General features: G+C 57.6%; 18 protein-coding genes. 9 read left to right on the forward strand and 9 right to left on the reverse strand.

The genetic code is table 11. The features are described 5' to 3' along the window. Nucleotides 1–158 precede the first annotated feature (158 nt). Genes HY298_19315 through HY298_19325 form a run of 3 tightly spaced genes read left to right on the forward strand, consistent with a single transcriptional unit; the run spans nucleotide 159 to nucleotide 995 of the window. Nucleotides 159–347 carry a hypothetical protein gene (locus HY298_19315; protein MBI3852411.1) on the forward strand — a complete coding sequence of 63 codons (189 nt, stop codon included), beginning with the start codon at nucleotides 159–161 and terminating at the stop codon, nucleotides 345–347. A gap of 2 nt (nucleotides 348–349) precedes the next feature. Beyond that, nucleotides 350–532, forward strand: coding sequence for a hypothetical protein (locus tag HY298_19320; GenBank protein MBI3852412.1), 183 nt, complete (start codon nucleotides 350–352; stop codon nucleotides 530–532). Further along, nucleotides 498–995: a hypothetical protein gene (locus HY298_19325; protein MBI3852413.1), complete on the forward strand. Its 498-nt coding sequence runs from the start codon at nucleotides 498–500 to the stop codon at nucleotides 993–995. Before HY298_19320 ends, HY298_19325 begins: the two co-directional genes overlap by 35 nt. 8 nt (nucleotides 996–1,003) lie before the next feature. Here HY298_19325 and HY298_19330 read toward each other — a convergent pair whose 3' ends face one another. From HY298_19330 to HY298_19355, 6 genes are all read right to left on the reverse strand, one after another. After that, complete coding sequence (locus tag HY298_19330; protein ID MBI3852414.1) at nucleotides 1,004–3,160, reverse strand: BatA domain-containing protein; 2,157 nt, start codon at nucleotides 3,158–3,160, stop codon at nucleotides 1,004–1,006. After that, complete coding sequence (locus HY298_19335; protein ID MBI3852415.1) at nucleotides 3,157–4,056, reverse strand: DUF58 domain-containing protein; 900 nt, start codon at nucleotides 4,054–4,056, stop codon at nucleotides 3,157–3,159. The genes HY298_19330 and HY298_19335 overlap by 4 nt, the downstream gene beginning before the upstream one ends. A 205-nt stretch (nucleotides 4,057–4,261) precedes the next feature. Further along, nucleotides 4,262–5,299, reverse strand: coding sequence for a MoxR family ATPase (locus HY298_19340; GenBank protein MBI3852416.1), 1,038 nt, complete (start codon nucleotides 5,297–5,299; stop codon nucleotides 4,262–4,264). After that, nucleotides 5,300–6,274 carry a DUF4159 domain-containing protein gene (locus HY298_19345; GenBank protein ID MBI3852417.1) on the reverse strand — a complete coding sequence of 325 codons (975 nt, stop codon included), beginning with the start codon at nucleotides 6,272–6,274 and terminating at the stop codon, nucleotides 5,300–5,302. Continuing rightward, nucleotides 6,275–7,159 (reverse strand): DUF4159 domain-containing protein, encoded by an 885-nt coding sequence (locus tag HY298_19350; protein ID MBI3852418.1) that lies wholly within the window; start codon nucleotides 7,157–7,159, stop codon nucleotides 6,275–6,277. Beyond that, nucleotides 7,156–9,858 carry a tetratricopeptide repeat protein gene (locus HY298_19355; GenBank protein ID MBI3852419.1) on the reverse strand — a complete coding sequence of 901 codons (2,703 nt, stop codon included), beginning with the start codon at nucleotides 9,856–9,858 and terminating at the stop codon, nucleotides 7,156–7,158. Before HY298_19355 ends, HY298_19350 begins: the two co-directional genes overlap by 4 nt. Nucleotides 9,859–10,120: 262 nt before the next feature. On the opposite strand from HY298_19355, the gene HY298_19360 reads away from it, so the two are divergent. The 4 genes from HY298_19360 (at nucleotide 10,121) to HY298_19375 (ending at nucleotide 15,047) form a co-directional block, all read left to right on the forward strand. Continuing rightward, nucleotides 10,121–11,161: a PD40 domain-containing protein gene (locus HY298_19360; GenBank protein ID MBI3852420.1), complete on the forward strand. Its 1,041-nt coding sequence runs from the start codon at nucleotides 10,121–10,123 to the stop codon at nucleotides 11,159–11,161. After that, nucleotides 11,158–12,042, forward strand: a complete 885-nt coding sequence (locus HY298_19365) for a formylglycine-generating enzyme family protein (protein MBI3852421.1) — start codon at nucleotides 11,158–11,160, stop codon at nucleotides 12,040–12,042. The genes HY298_19360 and HY298_19365 overlap by 4 nt, the downstream gene beginning before the upstream one ends. A 224-nt stretch (nucleotides 12,043–12,266) precedes the next feature. Further along, a complete protein-coding gene (locus HY298_19370) occupies nucleotides 12,267–13,868 on the forward strand; it encodes an MBOAT family protein (protein ID MBI3852422.1) in 1,602 nt (533 codons plus the stop codon). 3 nt (nucleotides 13,869–13,871) lie between these two features. After that, complete coding sequence (locus HY298_19375) at nucleotides 13,872–15,047, forward strand: hypothetical protein (GenBank protein MBI3852423.1); 1,176 nt, start codon at nucleotides 13,872–13,874, stop codon at nucleotides 15,045–15,047. Nucleotides 15,048–15,078: 31 nt separating this feature from the next. Here HY298_19375 and HY298_19380 read toward each other — a convergent pair whose 3' ends face one another. Beyond that, nucleotides 15,079–16,572, reverse strand: coding sequence for an O-antigen ligase family protein (locus tag HY298_19380; protein ID MBI3852424.1), 1,494 nt, complete (start codon nucleotides 16,570–16,572; stop codon nucleotides 15,079–15,081). A 296-nt stretch (nucleotides 16,573–16,868) separates the two neighbouring features. Between HY298_19380 and HY298_19385 the strand changes: the two genes are divergently transcribed. After that, on the forward strand, nucleotides 16,869–17,567 hold the full coding sequence (locus tag HY298_19385) for a hypothetical protein (GenBank protein ID MBI3852425.1): 699 nt from the start codon (nucleotides 16,869–16,871) through the stop codon (nucleotides 17,565–17,567). An 80-nt stretch (nucleotides 17,568–17,647) separates the two neighbouring features. On the opposite strand, the gene HY298_19390 is transcribed toward HY298_19385, so the two are convergent. Beyond that, nucleotides 17,648–19,126 carry a hypothetical protein gene (locus tag HY298_19390; GenBank protein ID MBI3852426.1) on the reverse strand — a complete coding sequence of 493 codons (1,479 nt, stop codon included), beginning with the start codon at nucleotides 19,124–19,126 and terminating at the stop codon, nucleotides 17,648–17,650. 24 nt (nucleotides 19,127–19,150) lie between these two features. Beyond that, the gene (locus tag HY298_19395; GenBank protein ID MBI3852427.1) at nucleotides 19,151–21,958 is read right to left on the reverse strand and encodes a hypothetical protein; all 2,808 of its coding nucleotides are present in this window, start codon (nucleotides 21,956–21,958) and stop codon (nucleotides 19,151–19,153) included. 198 nt (nucleotides 21,959–22,156) lie between these two features. Here HY298_19395 and HY298_19400 point away from each other — a divergent pair, with 198 nt between their 5' ends. Next, nucleotides 22,157–22,984, forward strand: a complete 828-nt coding sequence (locus HY298_19400; GenBank protein ID MBI3852428.1) for a hypothetical protein — start codon at nucleotides 22,157–22,159, stop codon at nucleotides 22,982–22,984. Nucleotides 22,985–23,216: the final 232 nt, after the last annotated feature.

The raw sequence follows: 23,216 nt of genomic DNA on the forward strand, positions 1-23,216 counted from the left end.
ATGAATTTTGAATGGGCGATCAATCATTTTGAACTCGCATTAAATTGCTCCGCGTGGGGCAAAGATGCCAGCAGATATTAATGCATCAACGCCGGTTTGGAGAAAGGACGGCTCTTTAGCTTGCATCGCCCGCGCGCGTGAGATAATTTTCGAACGTCATGAAAGAGCCAGCCCGCAAACGGAAGAAGCTTGATTATCCGGATCAAACCGAAGACAGCCGTCTGGCGGCCAAAGCCCGGAAACTGGCGAGCAGGCTCACGCCGGAAGAACGCCGGGCACATTTCAACGCGGCGATGGTGAAGATCTTTGGCGGCCGGCCCCAAGCGAAAACTCTTACTGGACACTAACCATGCGACGAAAAGCGGCCAAGCGAAAGCGGCTCGATTATCCCGACGTAACCAACGGCACGCGCTGGGCGGCCGAAGCGCGCCGGCTCGCCAGCAAACTGACACCCGAACAAGAGGCTGAATACATCCGGCGCGGAATGGCCAAGGTCTATGGCGGCAAGCCCAAAGAAGTCACTGGCGCTTGACGCCAACCTCCTGCTCGACCTCGCCGAGGAAAACGACTTTGCCCACGATTTCCGGGAGGAATTCACCAAGCGGGGTTACAGTCTGGCGGTTCCACCGACGGTGCTCGCGGAGTTGGAAGCGCTCTCGGCGTCCGGACGCGCGCCGCAATGTCATTTCGCCGACACGGCGTTGGAAAAGCTCGCAGATTGGGAATGCCAGCCGTTCATGTTGTCCGCCCTGAAGCTTGCCATTGCCCATCGTTTCGCGGAACGGCTGCTCGACATGCGACTCATCCCCGAAACCGAACGCAACGACGGAAAGATTCTGGCACAAACTTCACTCGTGCAGATTCCGCTGCTCGTCACTTCGGACAAACATTTGCTGGACATTGACGAGGAGGCGCTACTGCTGGCGTTCAACGAAGCGGACTTGTTGCCCGTGCATCCCGCGCATCCGAAACGATTGTTAAAGGCGTTACGATAAACTGGCTTTCAGACGGCGACGTTGCCCGAGGTCGCTTCGACAGGCGTGACCAGCCGGCGCGCGGTGCGTCCGGCGAGCCAAGTTTCCACCAACAACGCCACCAGCGTCGCGACGATGAACCAGCGCCACAGCTTTTGTCGGCCCTCCAACTCGGCGGTCTGAAGCTGGACCTTGCGCGCCGCTTCGCGAGCGACGGTCTGGGTTTGTCGTCCGACCGGCGCGCCCAACCTTTCCAACTCCTCAAGCGGCAAAGGAGCAGTGCGGCTTTCGGCGGCGTCGAGATTTACGACAAACCGTTTGGATGGTTGCGAATCCACGCTGTAGATTCCCGGCGTCATCGTTTGGGAGAAATTCGTTTCAGCCGGAGACAAATTCAACTGCGAACCGTCGGGAGCGCGGAGAACCCACCCCTGACCCCTCCCAGGAGGGGAACTGGCCAGCGGGACAACATCGCCGACGTGATATTGCACAGGTGGAGGCGTTGCCGCGCCGCTCAAGTCCAGTATGGAGTAAAGCAACGGAACGAACTTCGTTGAAAGCGCAAGCTGGCTGTCGTCCGATTGCCAGCCCGAGGTCAGCACAATGACGCGGCCTTTGCCTACGGGAACATCGACGACCGCCGGATCGCCGCTGTCGAACTTCGCCACGACGCGAGCGTTGGGAATTGTTGTCGCGTCAAGGCGGCGATATTTCCAGAAATGAATCTTTGTGAAATCGCTGAAACGCGGGTCGGCAAATGGAGCGAAGAGCGGATGGCGAAAATCAATCTCCGCGAGCATGGCGTAGTTGCTGGGGCGCGCTTCTTCGACGGCAAGGCTGTCCACGCCAAGCAGACGGGCGAGCGTTGCCGCACCTTGGACGAACCCACCCCCAGCCCCTCCCGGGAGGGGAGCAAGCACCAAAAGCACGTTCTTCCCGGCAGCAACCTGATCGTGCAGCGCTTTCGCCTGCGGTTCGGGCAGCGGAGCGGTGGCGACGAAGAGTGCGGCGGTATTCGCCTCGCCTTCTGTGAGGGGCGTCGCAGGCGGGCGGACCAACACTTGAACCGCCTGTCGTCGTGTTTCCTGAAATGCGCGTTGGAGGAAATAAAGCGGTTGCCGCGCGTCCTTCTCCGAATCGCTGCCGAGATAAACGACGACCGGTCGCGCGATCTCCGGCGGGATCACAAAAACGGTGTTGTCAAAATCCTCGTCGTCGCCCTGCAGAATAATCCGATCAACCAAACCCATACCCGGCCCCTCCACGGAGGGGAGTGCGACGATGCGGCTTTGGCCGGGCGGCACGTACACTTCAATGGGCTTGCCAACGGAGCTGCGCGCGTCCGCCGGCGCCCATCCCACCTTGAACTGCTCGCGCTTGGAATCGGCGGCGTTGCTGACACGCACCCGCACACTGGCACTGGCTTTGGGATCGGCGTCGTCTGAGTCAGTGACGAGTTGCAGAGCAGCATTGTTTACGTGCTGTGCTTTGACGGGTTCGACGGACACCTCGATTCCTTTCGGCCATTCATAACCTTGCAGTTGATCCAGACGGCTACCCTCCTGGAAGTCCGTGATGAGAACTATCTGCCGCGGACCGGTCGTCGTTTTTCCGTCAGTGTCCGCGAGGAGTTCAGCGGCGCTGACGAGCGCGTTGCCAAGGTGCGTGGCTGACCAACCCGGCGAAGTCGCCTTCAGCCGCTGCGTTGCCAGCGACACGCGCTCGCCACTTGGAGCCGTGTTCCACTGGTCGAACGTCACCAGCGGATTCACCTGACGATCGAAAGTGGAGATGGCCACCTGATCCGCCGCCGAAGTTTTCCGCAGGATCGATTCGACTTTGTCGCGCGCGTCCGACCAAAGATTCGCGCGGCGCATGCTGGCGCTAGTATCGACGAGAATCACGATTCGTTTCGGTGCTCCCGCATGCTGATCATTGCTGACAGTTTTCTTTATGAAGGGGCGCGCAAAGCCAACCGCCAGCAGACAAAGCACGAGGCAACGCAACGCGAGCAGAAGGATGTGTTCGAGTCGGCTGCGGCGTGTGAGACGCGGGGGCGAGGGGAGCAGGAACATCAGCGAACTGAAGATGGTCCGGTCCTTGGTCGTGCGCCGGATGAGATGAAATATCACCGGCAGCGCAATCGCCAGACCGCCGAGCAAAAAAAGTGGCGCGAGGAAACTCATACATGCCTTCTGGTTGCGTAGCGACCCACATGCTGGACCTGACGGCGGCGTTGCATTCGCTCCCGCACAAAGTCGAACAATGTGAGTTCGAGCGCGCGATCCGTTGGGAGACGATGGAACACAATGCCGAGCCGCTGGCAGGTCGCGCGCAACGTCGCGGTATGAGTTTCAAGCCTGCCCAGGTATTCCTTGCGAGCTGCAGTGGGATCGATGAAAAGGATGCGCCCGGATTCGATGTCTTCAAACATGGCGGATGGGCCGAACTCAAAAGCCAGTTCTGCCGGATCGAGGACTTGGAACAGAATCACTTCGTGCCCGCCGGCGGTAAGCGCAATGAGGTCCGCCTCCAGTCGTTCGATGGGCGCAAGAAAGTCGGAGAGCAACACAATCAGGCCGCGTTTGCGGACAATCTCCGCGATGCGCTTGAGGGGTGCCGCCAGATTCGTGTCTTTGCCGCCCGCGGGTTTTTCCAACGCGAGCATCAGGTGACGAAGATGTCCGGTGCGATGGCGAGCGGGCAGATAGTCGCGAATTTGCTCGTCGAATGTCAGCAGACCCACCGCGTCGCCTTGCAGGTAAAGGAAGTAGGCGAGCGTCGCGGCGAGCGTCGCGGCGTATTGGGCCTTGGAATATCCGCGCGAACCGTAGCTCATGGAGCGGCTATTGTCCACGAGCAGATGGCAACGGAGGTTGGTCTCGTCTTCAAACTTCTTGATGAAGTAGCGGTCGCTGCGGGCGAAGACGCGCCAGTCGAGATAGCGCGGATCATCGCCGGGCGTGTATTGGCGGTACTCGGTGAATTCGACGGAGAAACCGTGATAAGGGCTGCGATGAATGCCGTTCCAAAAACCCTCGACGACCACGCGCGCGCGCATTTCGAGATTGCGAATGCTCATCAACGCCTGCGGGTCAATCAGCGAGGCGGAGGGGAGAGACGAGGTGTTGGAGGTGGCTAACATGAGGAGCGGGTGAACGTGGCAAATAAACATTCAACATTCAACATCCAACGCCCAACATTCAAGGAGTTGCGACGCGCGCATCCATTCAATGTCCGGCATTCCCTGTTAAGCGTTGGATGTTGGATGTTGGATGTTGAATGTTTCATTGAATCGGAGGTTTGATCGTCTCCAAGAGCCGCTTGGTGACATTCTCCACGCTGACGCCTTCCGCTTCGGCGCGGTAATTGAGCAGAATGCGATGGCGAAGGACAGGGTAAGCGAGAGTTTGAATGTCCTCCACCGTCACGTGAGCACGGCCTTTCAGGAGCGCACGGGTCTTGGCGCCAAGCACAAGGAATTGTCCGGCGCGCGTGCCGGCACCCCAACTGGCCCATTCGTTGATGAACGGCGGCGTGCCGTCTTGATGCGGGCGCGAAGCCGCGGCAAGCTGCACGGCGTAGCGGACGATTTCCTCGGCGATGGGCACTTTGCGGACGATGTCGTGGAAACGCAGCACATCCCCGCCGGTGAACAGTGGTTCGATAAGGGCAGGCAGTTCCGATGTGGTGCGGGTAACGACAGTGACCTCGTCGTTCTCCGGCAGATAGTCCATGACGACATTGAACATGAAGCGATCGAGTTGCGCCTCGGGCAACGGATACGTGCCTTCCATCTCGATGGGATTCTGCGTGGCGAGCACGAAGAAGGGTTCTTCCAGTGCGTGGCGAACACCGGCGGCGGTGACCTGGTGTTCCTGCATCGCTTCGAGCAACGCGGCCTGGGTCTTCGGCGGCGTGCGATTGATTTCGTCGGCGAGGATGATGTTGGCAAACACCGGACCGCGCACAAAAACCATTCGCCGTCCATCGCCCGTGTCCTGCAAAATCTCTGTGCCGGTAATGTCCGCCGGCATGAGGTCGGGCGTGAACTGGATGCGCTGGAACTTGAGATGGAAAATCTGCGCGATGGATTTAACCAGAAGCGTCTTGGCCAGCCCCGGCGCGCCCGTGATCAAACAATGTCCGCCCGCGAAAAGAGCGATCAATAGCTGCTCGATCACGTCCTTCTGTCCGACGATGACCTTGCCGAGCTCCGCTTCGATCTGGGCGCGGCCGGTGGTGAGGCGCTCGACGGTTTCGCGCTGGGTCTGGATCGTTGGCGATACAGCTTCTTCGGGTTTGGCTTCTGTGAGAGTGCTCATTTAGTGTGTCATTACGTAATAGATTATGTTGATGCCGAGCGGATAGGAAATTTTCTCAGAAAACTTTTCGAAATACTCAAGGTCCTCGCCTTCACGTTCCCAACCGTCGCTGATGTCGCTGTTGTGGATGGCGATGATCATGAGGCGCTGTTTGTCGTCAAACCAGGCGCGGACGTGCATTTCCTCGGAGCCTTCGCCGCGAAAGACGCGTTGCAGACTCGACCCCGGATCGCGCGGATCATAGTCGCGATTCCAAAATTGCTTGGTCGGCACTTGAAGATTGTTCAGAGGGCCCTTGAGATCACAAACGCAATGGAACAACGGATGACCCATCGGCAGGTCGCTCCACGACCGGCCTGGTAACACGCGTTTCATCTGCGCTTCAAATCCGTTCCATTCCTGCGCGCCCCAAAAATCGTTCATGAAGAGGACGCCCCCATTGAGCAAGTATTTGCGCAGCGCGTCCACCTCCTCGTCCCGCAAACGCATGTAGCCCGCGTGCTCCATGTAAAGGAGGGGATAATCGGAAATAGACGGGTCGGTGAGCTTCAGCACACGACAGTCTGGATCAGTCTTGAACGAGGTCATCTGCTGGAGGCGGTGGGAAAGATTCAAGTCGGCGTCGGGGTAATCGACCCACCAGCCCAGCCAGCGCCAGCGTCCGTCCCCGCGCGATCTGGGACGCAGGTCAGATTTGAAAATGACGCGGGCGAAGGTGAACACGTCCTTCTCGAAGCCGGCGGCGTTGGTCCAATTGGGCGTGCCGGTACTGTGGGACATCGTTTCACGCGCGGTTCGAACCGTGTCTTCGTTGACCAACCCGCTGCCTTCCGTCCAGACATACGAGCCGCTTTCCTCGTAGTCAGCGCTTCGGAAACCGCTGCGACCCGCGCCGCGCCGGTATTGCGCGACACAAATGCCCGCTCCAATCGCGGCCACAGCGCCAACGAGAAAAATCTTTCGGCCGGTGTTCATCTAATGAGTCATGACGTAGAAGATGACGTTGATGCCGAGCGGATACGCGATCTTTTCCGAGAAGTGTTCAAAGAAGTACTGGTACTCGCCTTCGCGTTCCCAACCGTCGCCGTTGTCGGTGTTGTGGGTGGCCAACACCATCATGCGTCCCTTGTCATCAAAGATGGCGCGATGATGAACTTCGATGCATTCCTCGGCGTCGTGGTATTCCCAGGTGACATGTTGCGGATCATATTGGCTGCGCTCGCCCAGCCAGTAATTGGGGACCTGTCCTTTGGATTTTATCTCGAAGACACAATGATAAATTGGATGGTCGAGCGGCAGTTCAACGAAACTGCGACCTGGAAACACACGCTTCATTACGGCGTTCATCCCGGCCCACTGAGCTTCACCCCAGAAATCATCGAGCCAGAGAAATCCGCCGTTGAGCAAATACGCACGCAAGGCGTCGATTTCCGGGTCCGTGAGCGAGAGGCTGCCGGGTTCCACCATGTAGATGAAGGGGTAATCGACCAGTTCTTTTTCGGTCAACCAGAGGAAGCGGCCGTTCGGGTCGGTCTTCAACGAAGTCATTTGTTGCAAACGAAACGACAGGTTGAGGTCGCTGTCCGGGGCGTCCGTGGTCCACGGCCCGCCGCTGCTGTAAGGCTCGCGACCACGCTTGATCCGCACAAAGGTCCAAACATCCTTCTCGAATCCGGGCGCGTTTGTCCACACGGGTGTGCCAGTGCTATGCGTCGGCACCTCACGTGGAGTCCGGGTGTCATCAGGAATGTAGCTTTCGCCGCCGAACCCGCCCCAGTAACCACCTCGACTGCGACGCTGGGCAAGCACGGCGCCCAAGGCCAAGGCAAGAACGAAGAGTATCAGCCAAAACTTTTTCATGGCTTCAATTGAACTTTGGATTCAGACAGCGGGACACTGGCTTCTGATTGTAGCGACGCGCCATTGATTCGCAGCAGTAGCTTAAGGGCATCACGATAGCGCGGCGACTCTTCCAAAGCCTGTAAGACGTGACGGCGCGCCTCCGGGTCATGGACGCGATGGAGAGCCTGGGCCAGATGGAAATGCAATTCTGCCGGATCGGGTGGATCGAGTTGCAGCAAGGCGCGGTAAGCCGAGATGGTTGACTGTGGCGCATCGGTCTGCTCGCTGGCTTTTGCCAGGAAACGATAGGGCGGCGACACCAGCGGGTCCACCGCCAGAAAGCGTTCGGCATTTTCAGTGACCGCCGGCCAGTCTTGCACGGCGGTTCCCAATTCCATCAGGCGAAGATAGGCATCAATGGCCTCATTGTCTTGTTCCGCAAGCCGGGCGAGGACTAGGCGCTCTGCATTGGTCTCGCCCAACTCGCGATGCACGATCGCCAGCATACGATAGGCGCTGTCGGCACCGATTTGCGCTGGATAAAGCTGAATCAGTTTTTCCAACGGCGCCTTGGCTTGTTGAAATTTCTTCTCCTCGATGAGTCGTCTGGCTTGCTCGCTTAACGCGTAAAAAGTCGTGGGATGGCTGGCAATCCATTTCGTAAGTTCGACTTCGCCGTGTCGAGACGGAGAGCGAAAGCGAGGATCAATCTTAAATTGGTCCTTGGAATCAACCGATGCGTTTGTTTTCTGACCATCGTGCAGGGGAGGAACTGGCACGACAGCCCCAATTTCAACTGGCGCATCCTTTAAGTCCGGCTTTGCCCAGTCGAGACCGGGCGCGAGTTTGTCGGCCCGTTCACGGGCGAAAGCGGCGAATTCTTTTTCAATTTCTGCCATCGCCACGGTGTTTTTCTCGAGGGTCTGATTGATCTCTGCGCCGTCGCCCAAGTCGTGGAGAATCGACTTTAACTTGTCCAACCCAAACTGTTGAACAAGAAATTCCACGACGAGCGAAGATTCGTAATAGGCGAATTGAAGATGGTGCTCGGATGGTGCCGTCAAGAATGCGGCGCTCAGCTTCGACACCGGTGTCAAGTCCTCGCCCAGGATCATTTCACGGTAACGCGGCGTCAGGTGTTCTCCCCAACTCGGATTGGCCTGCCGCTCCTCGTAAACGGAAATGCCCTCGCTCAGCCAGCGCGGCATCTTGTTGCGCGTCATCTGGAGCGTGACGACGTGACAAAACTCGTGCCAGAGAACAGCCTGCCAGTTGACCGGATGTCCGGGATGCGCCGCCGGACTATTAGCAGTCACCACCGTGCCGAAGCAAACGCCGAGGTAGCCGGGGTTGCCCGGCATGCCGAAGGTGCGCACTGCAAAATCCTTTTGCTCGGGGAACACCTCAACCGTCGTGGGCCGCTTCGGTTCGAAACCGTATTTCGCGCTGAGGTTGCTGCGAGCTTGTTCCAGCAATGCCAGCACGCGCTGGCCGTACACTGCGGCTTCGTGACTGCCCATGCGGACGATGAAGTTCTGGTTGGTGAGCGTCGCAAACTTTCCCATCGTGTCGTGCAATGTCGTCAGATTGAAGGCTGCCACGTCATAGGCGTCGCGCTTTTGCACTTCTTCGGCGAGCTTCCAGCCGTCCGCTTCCTCGCCAAGTCGCAACAAGTCCTGAGCGAGTTGGGCCTTGGCGGGAAGATAGTTGGTGTCGAACTCCAAGGCTTGTCGCTGATGCGCCGAGCCTTCGGCAAAGCGATATTTCTCGGAGAGCTTTTTCCCGATCAAATGGTCCACGCGTGGATCCGTGGGCCAGAATTTCAGCGCGGTCGCTCTCGCATTCTTTTCGGTGTCGGGCTGGTTCTGGAGATGCGCGATCACGGCGCGGTAGGCCCAAGCCTCCGGCTGCCACGGGTTGATGGTCTTGATTCGATCCAGGAGTTTTCCAGCCTCGCCGTAATCTTCGGCGTCGATGTTGTGATCGGCCAGCAAGAGCAGGCTGCCGATATGATTGCTGTTGCGTTCCAACGCGGCTTCCAATGCATCAATCATGCGCGACTGGTCACTGGGCGCGAAAGCCTGTGCGAGACCGAAATAAAGGTCGGGATCCTCCGGCAGTTGCTTGAGACCCTCCTGAAATTTTTTCGCGGCGAGCGCGAAGTCATGTTTTTCCAGCGCCAGTTCGCCGCTCGCGAGATAGACGTCTCGCAATTTCGGGTCGGCTTTGCGCGCGGTTTCGAGGATTTTGTCCAACACGCGTTTCGGATCAGCGCCACCGAGGAGGGCCGCCTTGCCCAACACCACGAGACTCGCTGCGTCCCGGTAGCTGCCTTGGTAGGACGAAAACCGTTGCACAATTTCCTCCAGCAATTGTGCGGCTGCGTCGGGCTGGCCGTTGTGGAGGAATACGTCGCGTGCCTGCCACCGCAATCGAATGCTCTGTCGCTGTTGAGCCAGCGCGTTGGTGATCGCTGCCAGAGCCCGGGGATACTGGCCGGTTGTCAAAAGCGCTTGGCTCAACAAAATGTGCCAGTCTTCATCGTCCTCGCCATTCTTAATTGCTTTCCCCGCAAGCGCGATGCACTTGTCGTAATTCCCTGATAGAAACTGTTGTCGTGCCTCCTCCACGTCCGCTGCCGCCGCGGCTGTCGCAGCCTGGATCAGCAGCGTGCCGACAACCGCCAGGCACATCAGGGTGGCAACAGAGCGAATCATTCTTTTTGGGCTACTTGATTAATGCTCCACCTTAAGCCATGCCCATATCACGCGCAAGGAATTCGGCGCGACGATTGAGTTTGTTCTGCGTCGGAAACTCGCCTTGCGTGGGTGGTCCGCAGACGCAAACACCGCATTCGCCTTCAGCCTTGAAACGGTTCGGGCTTTCTTCTAGCGTCGCCGGATGCAACAACACGATGTAATTGTATCCTTCGATAACTGTGAGACGAGGACAAGGTCCGCTGTCTCAACGGGCCTGCTATTGCTCGCAATTTCCTGTCTGACCTCCGCCGTTGCGTCCGACTTCCCGACGCTGCAAGCGCGGCTGCAACAGACGCCGTTCAAGATCGCGTATGAAACCTACGTGGACAACAACTGGGAGATTTTCGTCATGAACGCCGACGGGTCCAATCCGGTGAACCTGACGCACACGCCTGACTTGAACGAGCATTATCCGCAAATTTCCCCAGACGGCACCAAGATCGCGTTTGCGGTGGACGAAGGGGAGGGCCGCGACGCCGTCCGCACCATTTACTACATGGATAGCGACGGGAAGAACCGGAAGAAAGTCGCCGACCACGCGCGGGAACAGTTCTGGAGCCCGGACGGAAAGACGATTGGGTTTCTGAAGCAGGAATACCCGAAATTCAACGTGATGGATTACTACACCACCGGGATTGAATACTTTGATCTGGCCAAGGGCACTATCACGGCGCATCCCAACAGTGAGCAAATCCACCATCTCTATAACCCATCTTTTTCGCAGGACGGTAAGTGGATTGTAGCTACCGTCCACGCCGGCATGGGGTTTGGCCATGCCATTCTGGCCATCGAAGCTTACGGCGATAAAATCTTTAATCTCGGGATTTCCGGCTGTCGGCCCTGTCTCAGTCCGGACGGCAAACAGATTGCGTGGGGGCCGGGCGATCACGAACTGGCGGCGGCGCCCATCGATCTGGACTCCAATCCGCCGAAGGTCGGTCCCAAGCGCGTGCGGATTTTCGATTCCAAGAACAAGATTTACCATGTGGACTGGTCGCCGGACAGCCGCTTTTTGAGTTTTAGCCGCGGGCCAGACGGGGAGGGTGACCTCACCAAACCGGGAACGTTCCAGGCCGCTTGCGAGATCGTCGGCGTTTATGCGAAAGGTTGGGACCTCTGCGCCGTCTCGGCGGAACACGATCACGTTTTCAGTTTCGCGACGGCGACCAACGGTGAGATTGCCGTGCTTACCACGAATGGCTTGAGCAACAAAGAATCCGCCTGGTTCCGCCCCAACCCAGCGACAAAGGCCGCACGATGAAACGCCTCAGATTCGTGGCTGCGTTGATTGTCGTGCCGACGATTTCGCTGATTCCCGTTCGGGCGCAATCAACCGAGCCGGTGGAGGTGGTCACGAAATCCGGCGTGGAGATGGTTTACCTGCCGGCAGGCGAGTTTCAAATGGGCACCAGTGACGGCAATCCCGATGAAGCACCGGTTCATAAGGTAAAAATCTCCGGACTGCTCATGGACAAGTTCGAGGTCACTCAGGAGATGTTTGCCAAAGTGCAGTTACCGAATCCTTCTCATTGGCAGGATCATCCCAGAAACCCGGTCGAACGAGTGCGCTGGCGCGACGCGAAACAGTATTGCAATGAACGGTCGCGGCTCGAAGGGTTGAGCCTTTGTTACAATGAGAAAACCGAAGGCTGGGACTGCAATTATGACGCTACTGGGTACCGGCTTCCGACAGAGGCGGAGTGGGAATATGCCTGTCGTGCCGGCACGACCGGTCCATTTGATTTCGGTTCGGAAGACAAGCTGCGCCAATACGCCTGGTTTGATCGAGACGCCGCTGCGCGCACGCACGTGGTCGGCACGAAACGGCCGAATCGCTGGGGATTGTATGATCTTCACGGCAACGTCTCCGAATGGTGTGAAGATGTTTATAGCCCGGGCTATTACCGCGAAAGTCCGGGCGCGGATCCAAAAGGTCCACCAAGTCCCGGCAAGGACGTGAAACGCGTTCTGCGCGGTGGTTCCTGGAAGTCCTCCGCGGCAATGTGCCGCGCCTCATTCCGCCAGGGTGAGCGGACCGGGAACACAGACGCTTGCTTCTCCACGGATTTTTGCGGGTTTCGTTGTGTTCGGCGAATTGCGCCAGACGAGTTGTCGAAATTGCGCAGCAGGCCCAAGTCGTAACGATGCAGACCGACGAACTCCTCGGCCTCCCCATGAGCCTCGTTGCAGCGGACGTGAGTCCGCTCGATCTGAATTCGATGAAAGTTAGAGCCGACTCACGTCGGCTGCCACGGTCCGGTGGTACATTGCGCGAACTTTGTAGAGGGATTCTCCCTCCGTCGGAAGGGGGAAGGATCGGAATCGACAACTTCGTTCTGAATTAGTGTCGCACTCGTCGCACGCGTATGCTTTTTCATACCTGGCCGTTCCTGCTCTTCTTGCTCGTCGTGTTGCCGGTCTTCTTCGCGTTGCGGAAGACACGGTTCTGGATTCACTGGTTGATGGTGGCCTCTTACTTTTTTTACGGCTGGTGGAATCCCTACTACCTGGTCTTGGTGGTTTATTCGACCGCGCTGGATTTTTTTCTGGTCGCGTTGATGGATCATTGTCCACGTGAAGGCAAACGTGTGGACGTAATCGCCCGGCTGACGCAGTTGCGTTTCGACGATCAAACACTCAAGTACGCATTCTTGGGCGCGTCCTCGGCAACAGTGAGCGTGATCGTCATCGCATTTCTCGGCCCGCCAACGCTTCGCTTCACGATGGCCATTCTCGCTTTGATCCTTTTCCTCATGGCTACCGGTGCGCTGTTCAGCAGCCGTCGAATATGGCTGTTCATCAGTGTTTTCAACAATCTGGCCTTGCTGCTGTTCTTCAAATACGCCCGGTTCGTCATAGAGAACCTCAACCTGGCTTTTGCCTCGGCGCACATGACGGTGCGGTTGCCCGATCCCTCCACCATGATGCCGTTCGGCTTTGCCTACATTCTGCCGGTCGGCATTTCGTTTTTCACGTTTCAATCCCTGAGCTACACAATCGATTTTTATTTCGGCAAGGCGCAACGCGAGCGCAGTTTCTTCCGGTTCGCCGCGTTCGTGTGCTTCTTTCCCCAACTCATGGCCGGCCCGATTGAACGGGCGCGGCATCTGTTACCGCAGTTTCATCACTTTCCCGCCATCCGATTGCAGAACCTCACGGACGGGATGTCGCTGTTCATCGTGGGGTTGTTCAAGAAACTGGCGCTGGCCAATTACCTCTCGCTGTATGTGGAGCGGGTCTATGACAACCCCAAGGCGTTCGACGCGCCCGCGCTGATTCTGGCAACGTTCGCATTCGGCTGGCAGATTTTTTTCGACTTCAGCGGTTACACCGACATGGCGCGAGGGGTGGCGCGAATTCTGGGTTTTAATTTGATTCTGAATTTCAACAATCCGTATCTCGCGACGGGTCTGGGCGATTTCTGGTCGCGCTGGCACATCAGCCTCTCAACCTGGTTTCGCGATTACGTTTATGTTCCGCTGGGCGGCAACCGCCACGGCAAATTCCAGACTTATCGCAACCTCTTCATCACGTTTCTCATCTCGGGCATCTGGCACGGTGCCGCGTGGACGTTCGCGATTTGGGGGATGCTCCATGCGGCGGGCGTGATGTTGACCCGTGAATTGGAACGGTCGGCTTGGTATCGAGAGCGAATGCCGAAGTTGATCAAACAACTCGGAGTGTTCGCGTTTGTCAGTTTCGCCTGGATTTTTTTCCGCGCCGAAACGCTGGCGGATGCATCGCTCATTGTGCATCGGATTTTTTCAGCCGCCTGGCGGAATCCTGAATGCCCGGCCTTGATGCTGGGTCTGGTCGGCGTGGTGTGGCTTTATCAATTCCTTTACGAATCGTCGGTTCGCGCGTTTCTGCAACAGGGGCTTGTCCGGGTAAGTGTCGTAGTAGCCATGGTGGTTTATATGTGCCTGTGCTCTGCGGGCGGCGGAAACTTCATCTACTTTCAATTCTGACCCATGCGAAACGATCTGCCGGAAGTTCCATTTGGAGTCAACGAAGTGCGGCTGAATGCGCGCCAGTGGGTCATCGCCATTATTGTGCTGACGTTCATCATTCTCTTGACGCCGCACCTGTGGAAGAAGGTAGAACGATTCAAAATCGATCCCGACTATCGAATCCCCTACGCGCTTAGCAAGGATTACTGGCTCTTCGAACGACGGCTCGAAAAAATCGCCGACCCGAACCAAATCATTGTGCTTGGTGACTCGGTCGTGTGGGGGGAATACGTCCTGCCGAACGGGACGTTGTCGCACTTTTTGAATGAAGCGGCGGGATCAACCAACCGGTTCATCAACGGCGGCGTAAATGGGCTGTTCCCACTCGCGCTTGAAGGACTGGTCAGGTATTACGGAGACACGTTGCGCGACCGGAAGATTATCCTGCACTGCAACCTGCTTTGGATGAGCAGCCCGAAGGCGGATCTTCAAATCCCGCAGGAGGAGACCTTCAATCATCAGCAATTGGTGCCGCAATTCCGTCCGCGCGTTCCTTGCTACAAAGCCAGTGTGGCGGAACGATTGAACATTGTCGTCGATCGGGAAGTCCGCTTTCTCGGTTGGGTGGATCATTTGCAGAGCGCTTATTTCGATGGAAAAAGCATCTTGAACTGGACGCTGGCAGACGACGCGGGAGACCCTCCGCACTATCCCAACACTTACAAGAATCCGTTTGCTCAAATCACTTTTGAAGTGCCGACCACGCCCGCCAGCGATCCGTTGCGCGGCCCGCAAAGCCCGCGGCATAAAGCCTGGGATGCGAGAGGTCCGGCGGTCCAGAGTTTTGAATGGGTCGATCTGAACACGTCGCTTCAATGGGGCGCGTTTCAACGGTTGGTGCAGCAGCTTCTCAACCATCACAATCAACTCCTGATCATCCTCGGGCCGTTTAACGAGCACATGATCGCACCGGACAATCTCGCGGCGTACCAAGCCCTGTGTGATGCGGTCGCCGACTGGTTGGCGAAAAACAAAGTGACGCACCTCGTCCCGAAGGTCTTGCCAAGTGGGCTGTATGCCGACGCCAGCCACCCTTTGACGCAGGGCTATGAACGGTTGTCCAAAGAGATCTATCGTGAGGAAGTGTTTCAAGCATGGCTGAAAAGCTCGCGCGAGACAGCGGCCTCGCGACACTGAGCGAGCGCCTGACTTTTCCACGGCCGAACTGTTACTCGGTTACTCGACGCGAGAGGGTGAACAGAATCGCGCAAAGCAGGACGAACATCATCAAAATCGAATAGATTTGGAACGGGAAATCGAAGCGCGCATGGATCAAACATCCCGCCAGTGACAACCAAAGCAGCGAGGTGAACGTCCACCGGATCGGAATGCCCGTGGGCAAAAACCAACGCGCGAGCACCAGCAATAGCGCCGCCATGATGAAACCGCTGCCCAGCCAGCCAAAGGTTATCCGTATTTCCAGCCAGTCATTGTGCAGTTCGGCCGGCCAGAATTCCTCCTCGGACGCGCGGTAAAGCTGGAAGACCGGTTCGAACGCACCTGGGCCAATGCCGAACAAAGGATAGTCTCGAGCGATGCCAGCCGCCGTTTCGTAAATGTGCTCCCGACTAGTCAAGCCCGTATCGAAATCCCGCATTCGCTCGGCTAACTTGTCTCCTCCGAGGTAAGTGCCCAACCCCAATATGGCGATGAAAAACAATACGAGCGCGAATCGGGTGCTCGGGTGGCGTCGTCGCCAGGCAAACAACAAGATACACGCTGCCGCCAGGATCATGACCACCGCCACGAGGGCGCCACCCCGGCTGGCGGACATGATCGGGCACGCTGCCATGACCAGGACGCACGGAAGCAGTACGTGATGACGCCGTCGGGTTCGGTTGACAGACGCCCTTAGCTGACTCCGGGCTTCACGGCGCAGGACCCACCACAACCCCAGAGCAACGGGCCAGACCAGATTGAAGTATTGCGCCGCATTCGCGCGGTAGGCATACGGTCCAAACTGCGATTCCGCGCTCTTGTTCATGTGGGTCGGCATGAACCACAACAGTTTGTTTGTGTCTGAAAGCCGCTGGCAGATTCCTTCCGCACCGAGCAATGCGCCGTTAATGCTCACAACCCAAAGCAGCCGTCGAAGTCGTTCTGGCAGTAGCGGGGTCAGGTCGCAGTCGCCAGCTTGAATGCGGCTGGTGCGTTCTTCTGCTGCAGTTTTGCCAAGCAGCCAGTCGCGCACCGACCAAAAAAAACTGGCGAGCGCCAGAACGTTGAAAAAAAGTTGCCAGGTGCGCCGGCTGTCATAACTGTGCGGCAACCAGGCAATGTAAGAGCGGTAGCGGAAGTCCATGCGCCAGGGATCATAAGTGGAACGCGCGTTGAGTGCGGCAGTCAGGCAATAACCCAGAATCAACAGCGTGAGCAACGCCAGCCCCGCGGCGATGATTGTGACGGCCTTGTTTTTTTCGCATCCTGTATTTGACCCGTGCGTTTGAACTGGCCGCATGAAGGGCGAACCGCCGCGCTCCCGGCGAAGCGCGAACTTGCTGATCAACAGGATTCCCAGTGCAAAGCCGCAAGCATTCATGGCCCAGATCGACCACGGCTGCGTCGTTCCGAAAGCCCAAGGGCTGGATACAACCATGAAATATATCAGCGCCTCGGACACTCGATCGCAGGCGTGATAGGCCAGGAGCGCGCGCAGGGTCATTGGGCGCCTGGGGGAACTGGCCGCGCTCGAGGTTGAAACCGGGGCGCGAGACCCACCCGTGAGATCGTTGCGGGCTGGTGGTTCCATTGATGCGGCAATTCAACAATGTGGACGGCTAATCCTCAAGTTTGATTTCGACCCGGGAGGGCCACCCGTCTGAAACGCATAAAAGCCTTGTGAACAGGGCGTTTGCACCTGCAATCCTGGGAAAAAAAATAATGTGAAATTTAGTTGACAACTTGGGCAGGGTCACTAGGGTAGGTTCAACTCGAAATCAACGATGGACGGAGTTCTATATGAGATCAAAATCCAACCTTTCACATTTCTTCGCAGTGGCCGTAGCGGCATTCACGATGGTGCCGTTGGCGCAGGCTGAATTGGTTTATGACAACTCAGTGAACGATCAAAGCACACGGTTCAACCCGGGCACGATCGAGGTGGGCGACGAGATCGCCCTGGCCGGCACTGGACGAATCATCACGGACTTCACCTTCCAGTATTGGGGTACAAACTTTACGGGCGGAGAAAACGCGCGCGTGCGTTTTTATGCGAACGACGGCACAGCTTCACCGTCCGGTGCGCTCATGCCGGGCACCTTGCTTTTTGACAGCGGTCCCTTCATAATCGCGGACACAGCGCGATCGACACTGACTTTCACTGACTTCAGTCTCCTCGGCGGCAATCTTACGCCTTTGACGGGTCCACTTCCCGACAATTTCACCTGGTCGGTGCAGTTCAGTTTGCTGGCACCCGGCGCAACAGCGGGCGTGGATCTTTACAGTCCGCAAGCCGTTGGCGATAGCTTTGACGACTATTGGGACCACACCACGGCCGGGCCCACCGGGTGGACGCTACGCACAAACAACACCGCGCCATTCACACCGTACGATTTCGCGGCGCGCATCAATGCGGTGCCGGAGCCGACAACGTTGTGGCTCGCCATCTTTGGCGGTCTGGCGTTGCTGGGGATTCGACTTCATTATTCGCGGTCGTAAGTTTGTTGCACAATTTGGAAGAGGCGCGGCGCAGTGCCGCGCCTTTTTTCTTTTGGCAGACAAACTCGCGCGCGCGCGGGTCAAGGCGGTGAGTAGGCGCGGTAGAAGCGGTAGGGCACGTTCGCTACGGAAGAATTCGTGTAATCGAAGCGGCCCGCCGATAGATTGGTGGTCAGGAGCGACACCCAGTTTGCCAGATTCGTTGAGGCTTGGATCACGAACCCCTGCGGCGCGGTTCCAGTGACCGTCAGACGAAACCGGCCTTCCGGCAAAAATAACGCCTCACTCAAACCAAGTTGATTAATGCTGACACTGACGTACCAGTTGTTCGTACCACGAAGCAGGTTAACGGGGTCGTTACGAACCAGAGGAGTAGGGTCATTTACCACGGCACGAATCACGTGGGTGCCGTCGCCGACCGAAGTCGGGGGAAATTCGAAGCTTGGATTTGTCGCCCCGCTTATTGTCACGCCGTTGGTGTACCACTGGATGGTCAGATCATGCGTGGCAGGTTGCATGGGCGTGACGCTGAACGCCACGGTCTGCGTGCTGAAGATCGAAAAGTTTGTGGCGGCAGGGGAAAAGGAGTCGAGGGTGCGGACGCGGTTGGTTTTGTAAATGGAGAGGACGAGTTGTTCGGTGCAAACCTCGCAGAAGGGAACGAAGAGGTGGTTCATCTTGCAGTCAAGCCTGGGTCGATACCAGCCGTTGGTCTGATACTGAGCGCCTTGGAACAAGCCGACCAGGTCGGAGTTGGTCGGATCGTCGGGTGTGGGCAGTGGGGTGTTGGTGAGAATCCACGTTGTCCACCGGATCTGAGCGCGATTGGTTTGGGTGGTGGCGTTGGGCATTTCTACGGGCGTGAATCCGGGGTAGGCAGTGTTGTATTCATCGGCCAGGCCGCCGATCATGTGGCCGGATTCATGCACGACGATTTCTGGTCCGTAGGAAGGGTTGATTGAAGTGATCGCAAGGGGCAGGGGATCGCCCGGCGTTGGCGGCTGTCCGGAGCCGCCGGGTTCCGGATGGTTTACCAACAGAATGACGAAATCATATTGCGGCATCAAATTGGTCAGCAGGGTCTGGACTTTGCCTTTGCCTTGGCTGTAATCGTTGCTCCCGTAAACTGTGCTGCCATTCGTCCAGGCGTTTGGCGGAATGGTAATGAGAAGTGAATTATTGTAGCTCTGATACATGCTGTTGAAGTAAGTGTTCTTGAATTCTCCGCTGACAGGATGATCCGAGCCGGATTCCACGGACGCGATGGAGATGGCGAAGGCGTTGAAGTAATTCGAGTATTCTTGAAAGGGCTGGGCCGCGAACAGATTGCTCACGGTATTGACGGCGTCCACGAGAAACTGCGCGAGTTGATTGCTTTGGTAACCCTCGGAAAGGACAACGATGTTGAGTCGCTGGCTCGCTGGCCCGTTGGTGAAAATTGTCGAGAGCGTTCCTTGACCAAAGATTCGAGCGAACGGGAAAGCCAGCAGCAGCAGCGCGAGGACAACTCCATTTCCTTGCACCCGACGAAAGCGAGCAATGGAACAGCCTCTTGTCATACCTGGGAACCTCTAGTCAGGCCGTCACGGAAACGTGAGTCGGAAGAAACGCTTTTCAGAGTCGGTGGACAACGTCACCACGTTTTGACCGCTCATGACGACGGGCGTGTTGGTCACCTCCGCCCACACAATTGGCGGAGAAAGATTGGTGGTCTGTTGCAGGCCGAAGCCATTGGCTGTGTTCGTCCAGGAGAGAGTGAACTGATGGGTCGTGTTGGAGAGGGTTGCCGTCAATCCTGGTTGGGGCGCGGCGGAAAGGCCCAAAGAGAATTCCGAGGTGTTATTGGAGGGATCAGTTGCGGTCGCGGTGATGAGTTGACCGACGGGCACGGTCATCGGCAAGGCGACGGTGAAGTTCTGCGTGCAACTTCCACCCGTGGTCACGTAAGCGTCTCCCAAAAATGTCTGCCCCTCGCCGTACCCTGACGGTTCAACGAGGGTGTTGGCGTAAAACTGCAAGAGGTAGGTCGTATTCGCCACGCTGTTCAGCGTGCCCCGCACCCAGGTGCCGTTGCCCGTGTAAACCGCACTTAAGACAGGAAAATTTTGTTTCTGATTGGCGCCGGTGTCCGTGTCGCAAGCGTCATTGGCGGTGACTCCGTCCGTGCTCACATCAATGCCCAGACCATTGACGGCTGACCCGCCGTTCCCGAAGATCGAATTGCCACGGACAAGATTCGCGGTGCAGCCATCGCGGATACGCACACCGTCATAGGCGCCGGAAATGGCGTAGGCGATGACGTTGGCTTCGCCGGGCGACGCGCCGCCGATGAGGTTGCCGCTGGACGTGTTCGCGATTTCCACTCCGTGTTGTCCGTTTCCAAGGGCGTTGAGGCCGTCGGCGCGGGTGCCGATGAGATTGCCAATCACCTGGTTTCCATTCGCACCTGGGTCGCCGATGGCAACGCCGACGAGAGCGTTGCCCGAAATCAGGTTGCCGGCGCCGGCACCGCCGACCTGATTCGATGACGCACCCGTGATATAAACCCCACCAAGCCCATTTCCGAGCGCGCTGCTTCCCGTCACATCAGTGCCGATGTAATTGCCTGCGATCACATTCCCCGTAGCGGTCGGCCGGACCACGTAAATGCCGGTGCCCGCGTTGGCTGAAATGACGTTGCGCGCGGTGCTGGTCGTTCCGCCGACGGTATTGTCGGGCGCATTGTCAAGGCCGAGACCCATGTTGGAATTACCCAAGGGGGCTGTCCCGGTGACGTCGGTGCCGATGTAGTTGCCTTGGACGACGTTGTTGGAAGCGATTAAGCCTAAAAAATAAATCCCGCTGTTGGTGTTAGCCGACACAATATTTCGACTGGTGGCGACGCTGCCGCCAATTGAATTGCCGAAGGCTTCGACCCGAAGGCCCGCAGCGCCATTGCCCAAACGCCGCGTGCCGGTGAGGTCGGTCCCGATAAAATTCCCCTGCACCACGTTGCCCTGACAATTCGCATCCGCCAGGTAGATGCCGTTTTGAAGGTTCCCTGAAATCACATTCCCAGCCCCCGGTACGGCACCGCCGATGAAGTTGTTCGAGACGCCGGAAATGAAGATGCCATTATTCATGTTACCCAGGGTGTTTGTTCCGTTCACGTCCGTGCCAATGAGATTCCCCTGCACCACGTTGGTGCTGGCGCTGGAACTGTCAATGGACACGCCGCTAAGTTGGTTGCCGGAAATAAGGTTCCCGGCGCCGGTCAGCGCTCCACCAACAGCGTTGCCAGAGGCATTGAAAATCTCGACGCCGCTGTAGGCGTTGGCCAGTTTGTTCGTGCCGTTGACATCCGTGCCGATGAAATTTCCCTGGATCTGGTTGGCCGTTGCACCGCCGGTATTGAGGAGCACGCCGCGGCCGCCGTTGCCGGAAATGACATTGCGCAGCGTCGGGTTGGTGCCGCCGATCACATTTCCCGTGCCGCCGGAAATCGTCACGCCATCGGCAGTGTTGCTGATGGCGGCGGTCCCGTTGACATCGGTGCCGATGAAGTTGCCCTGAATGAGGTTGGTCGTTGAGCCAGGATTCAAATAAACCCCACTCTGCAAATTGCCGGAGATGATGTTCCGCGCGGCAACACCGCTCCCACCGATTTGATTCCCCCTGCCACCGGAAATGGCGATGCCGTTTTGCGCGTTGCCCAGACGCTTGGTGCCGGTGACATCGGTGCCGATGAGATTTCCCTGGATTTGATTTCCGACGGCGGTCGCGTTCAGGAGGAAGATGCCATGCTTGTTGCTGCCGGAAATCAGGTTGCGGTTCGTGATGTCAATGCCGCCCACCAGATTGCTGGCGGACAGAATCGTGATCCCGCCAAACCCGCTGGCGGTATTGCCGTTGCCCAGCGAGTTGGTCCCATAAACCCCAGTACCAATGAAATTTCCATGGATGACATTGCCGCCGTAGGTTTCGATTCGGATTCCTTCTCTTGCGAATTGGTCAATCGCCAACCCTCTGACCACGCAATTGGGCGCGAGCAGGTAAAGCCCGCTGGCACTGCTGCCGGCCAGGAGGCCGTTCAATTCGATGAGCGGTTGACCGGCATACCCGATTTGCGTCGTCCCATCGATCCTCACAGTTTCGGTGATGGACGGCAGTTGAGCGACCAGATTGATGGTGAAGGGTCCGGCACCCGGAAGGTTGAAGACCACGTCGCTCCCTGGATTAGCGTTGGCGTCGAGGATCGCCTGCCGCAGCGACCCGGGAGGTGGGGAGACATTATTGTCATTGGCGTTGGTGACGGTTAGCGTTGACGCTTGAATCGAAAAAAAAACCGTCCCGATTCCGACACAGGCACAAGCAAGCCAGATTTTGGCCCAACGGGACGGGGTTCCGCGCATACCTTGCATTTGAGGCGGCAATCTAGCACAAATTGCAGTCGTCGCAAGCACGAAGAACGTTCCAGAGAACGGCGACATTTGGGGATCGGTTCAATCAACCCGGAATGTGCCTTCAAAACTAATTCAAAAAGAAGATTGACAGAGACTGGGCGCACTGCTAGACAGTGATCATTGATAGTAGGCCAACTCAAACCTCTTATGAAACTCAACTCATTTACCTCGCTGGTGGTCGTGGGCACGACTCTGTGTTTTCTCGGCGGACCCGCATTTGCCGGGAAGACGCCGCAATTGGATTCGTTCAGAAAAGAATTGAAAAGCGTACCGGTGCCTGAAATGGGCGCCAAAGCCGCTCGACTGGTAGCGGAGGCAAAAGCCGACGTGCGTGAATCAACCGCGCTCGCGGTCGTCTCCGCAGCAATCGAGTTGAAGCCGGTGGCCGCAATTGCAGTCGTCAGTGCCATCTCGCGCGAGAATCCCGACGTCGCGCCCGCCACTGCAGCGCGCGCGGCGGGTCTGCTGCCGAAAGATGCGGCTGCCATCGCAAAAGCTGCGGCCGGTGCCGCACCAGCACAGGCGGCCAAGATTGTTCTGGCGGTCTGTAAGGCAGTGCCCGCAAAGTATGCCGCCGTGGCGACCGCCGTGTCGCAAGCGGTGCCGTATGCCAGCAAGGAAATCGTGGAGGCAGTTACAACCGCGTTGCCATCCCTGAAACCCTTTGTCGAACGCGCCGACACGAACTTGGCCGGTCGCAGTAAATCCGTCGGCAGCATCATGGCCCAAACAGAAAGTTTGGTCGCATATACAGCGCAATTGACGGGCACCACCTCGGAAAAAATCATCACGTCCCCGACTTCAAACCCAATCCTGCTCTCCGGCGCTCCAAGTCCGCAGGGGCCTGTTCTTGCTGCCTTGCCCCCGCCAACTGTTGGTCCGCCGTTCACGCCTTTGGGCGGAACCCCGACGGAGTTGAACCGGACGAATACCGGCCAGATTCCGCCCGGCGGGGTGCGTTACTCCAGCCCATGACGCTGTGTGGATTTTCAATAGAGGCCCGTTTTTTCACGAAACGGGCCTTCGTATTTTGCAGAGCGAGTGTTTGAAAACTCCAACGTGCGCTGGACGACGGTAGCGACCGGCATCCGCGACTGACCCGGCGCCAGGGCGCCTTAGCTGACGGGACGCCCGACGCTACTACAACAGCTAGGACGCCCATGGTTCGCTGGATCTTGCCTTCGGCAACTCCGTCCCGACCACGAGC

The organism is Verrucomicrobiota bacterium, assembly GCA_016200005.1.
Classification (GTDB): domain Bacteria; phylum Verrucomicrobiota; class Verrucomicrobiia; order Limisphaerales; family PALSA-1396; genus PALSA-1396.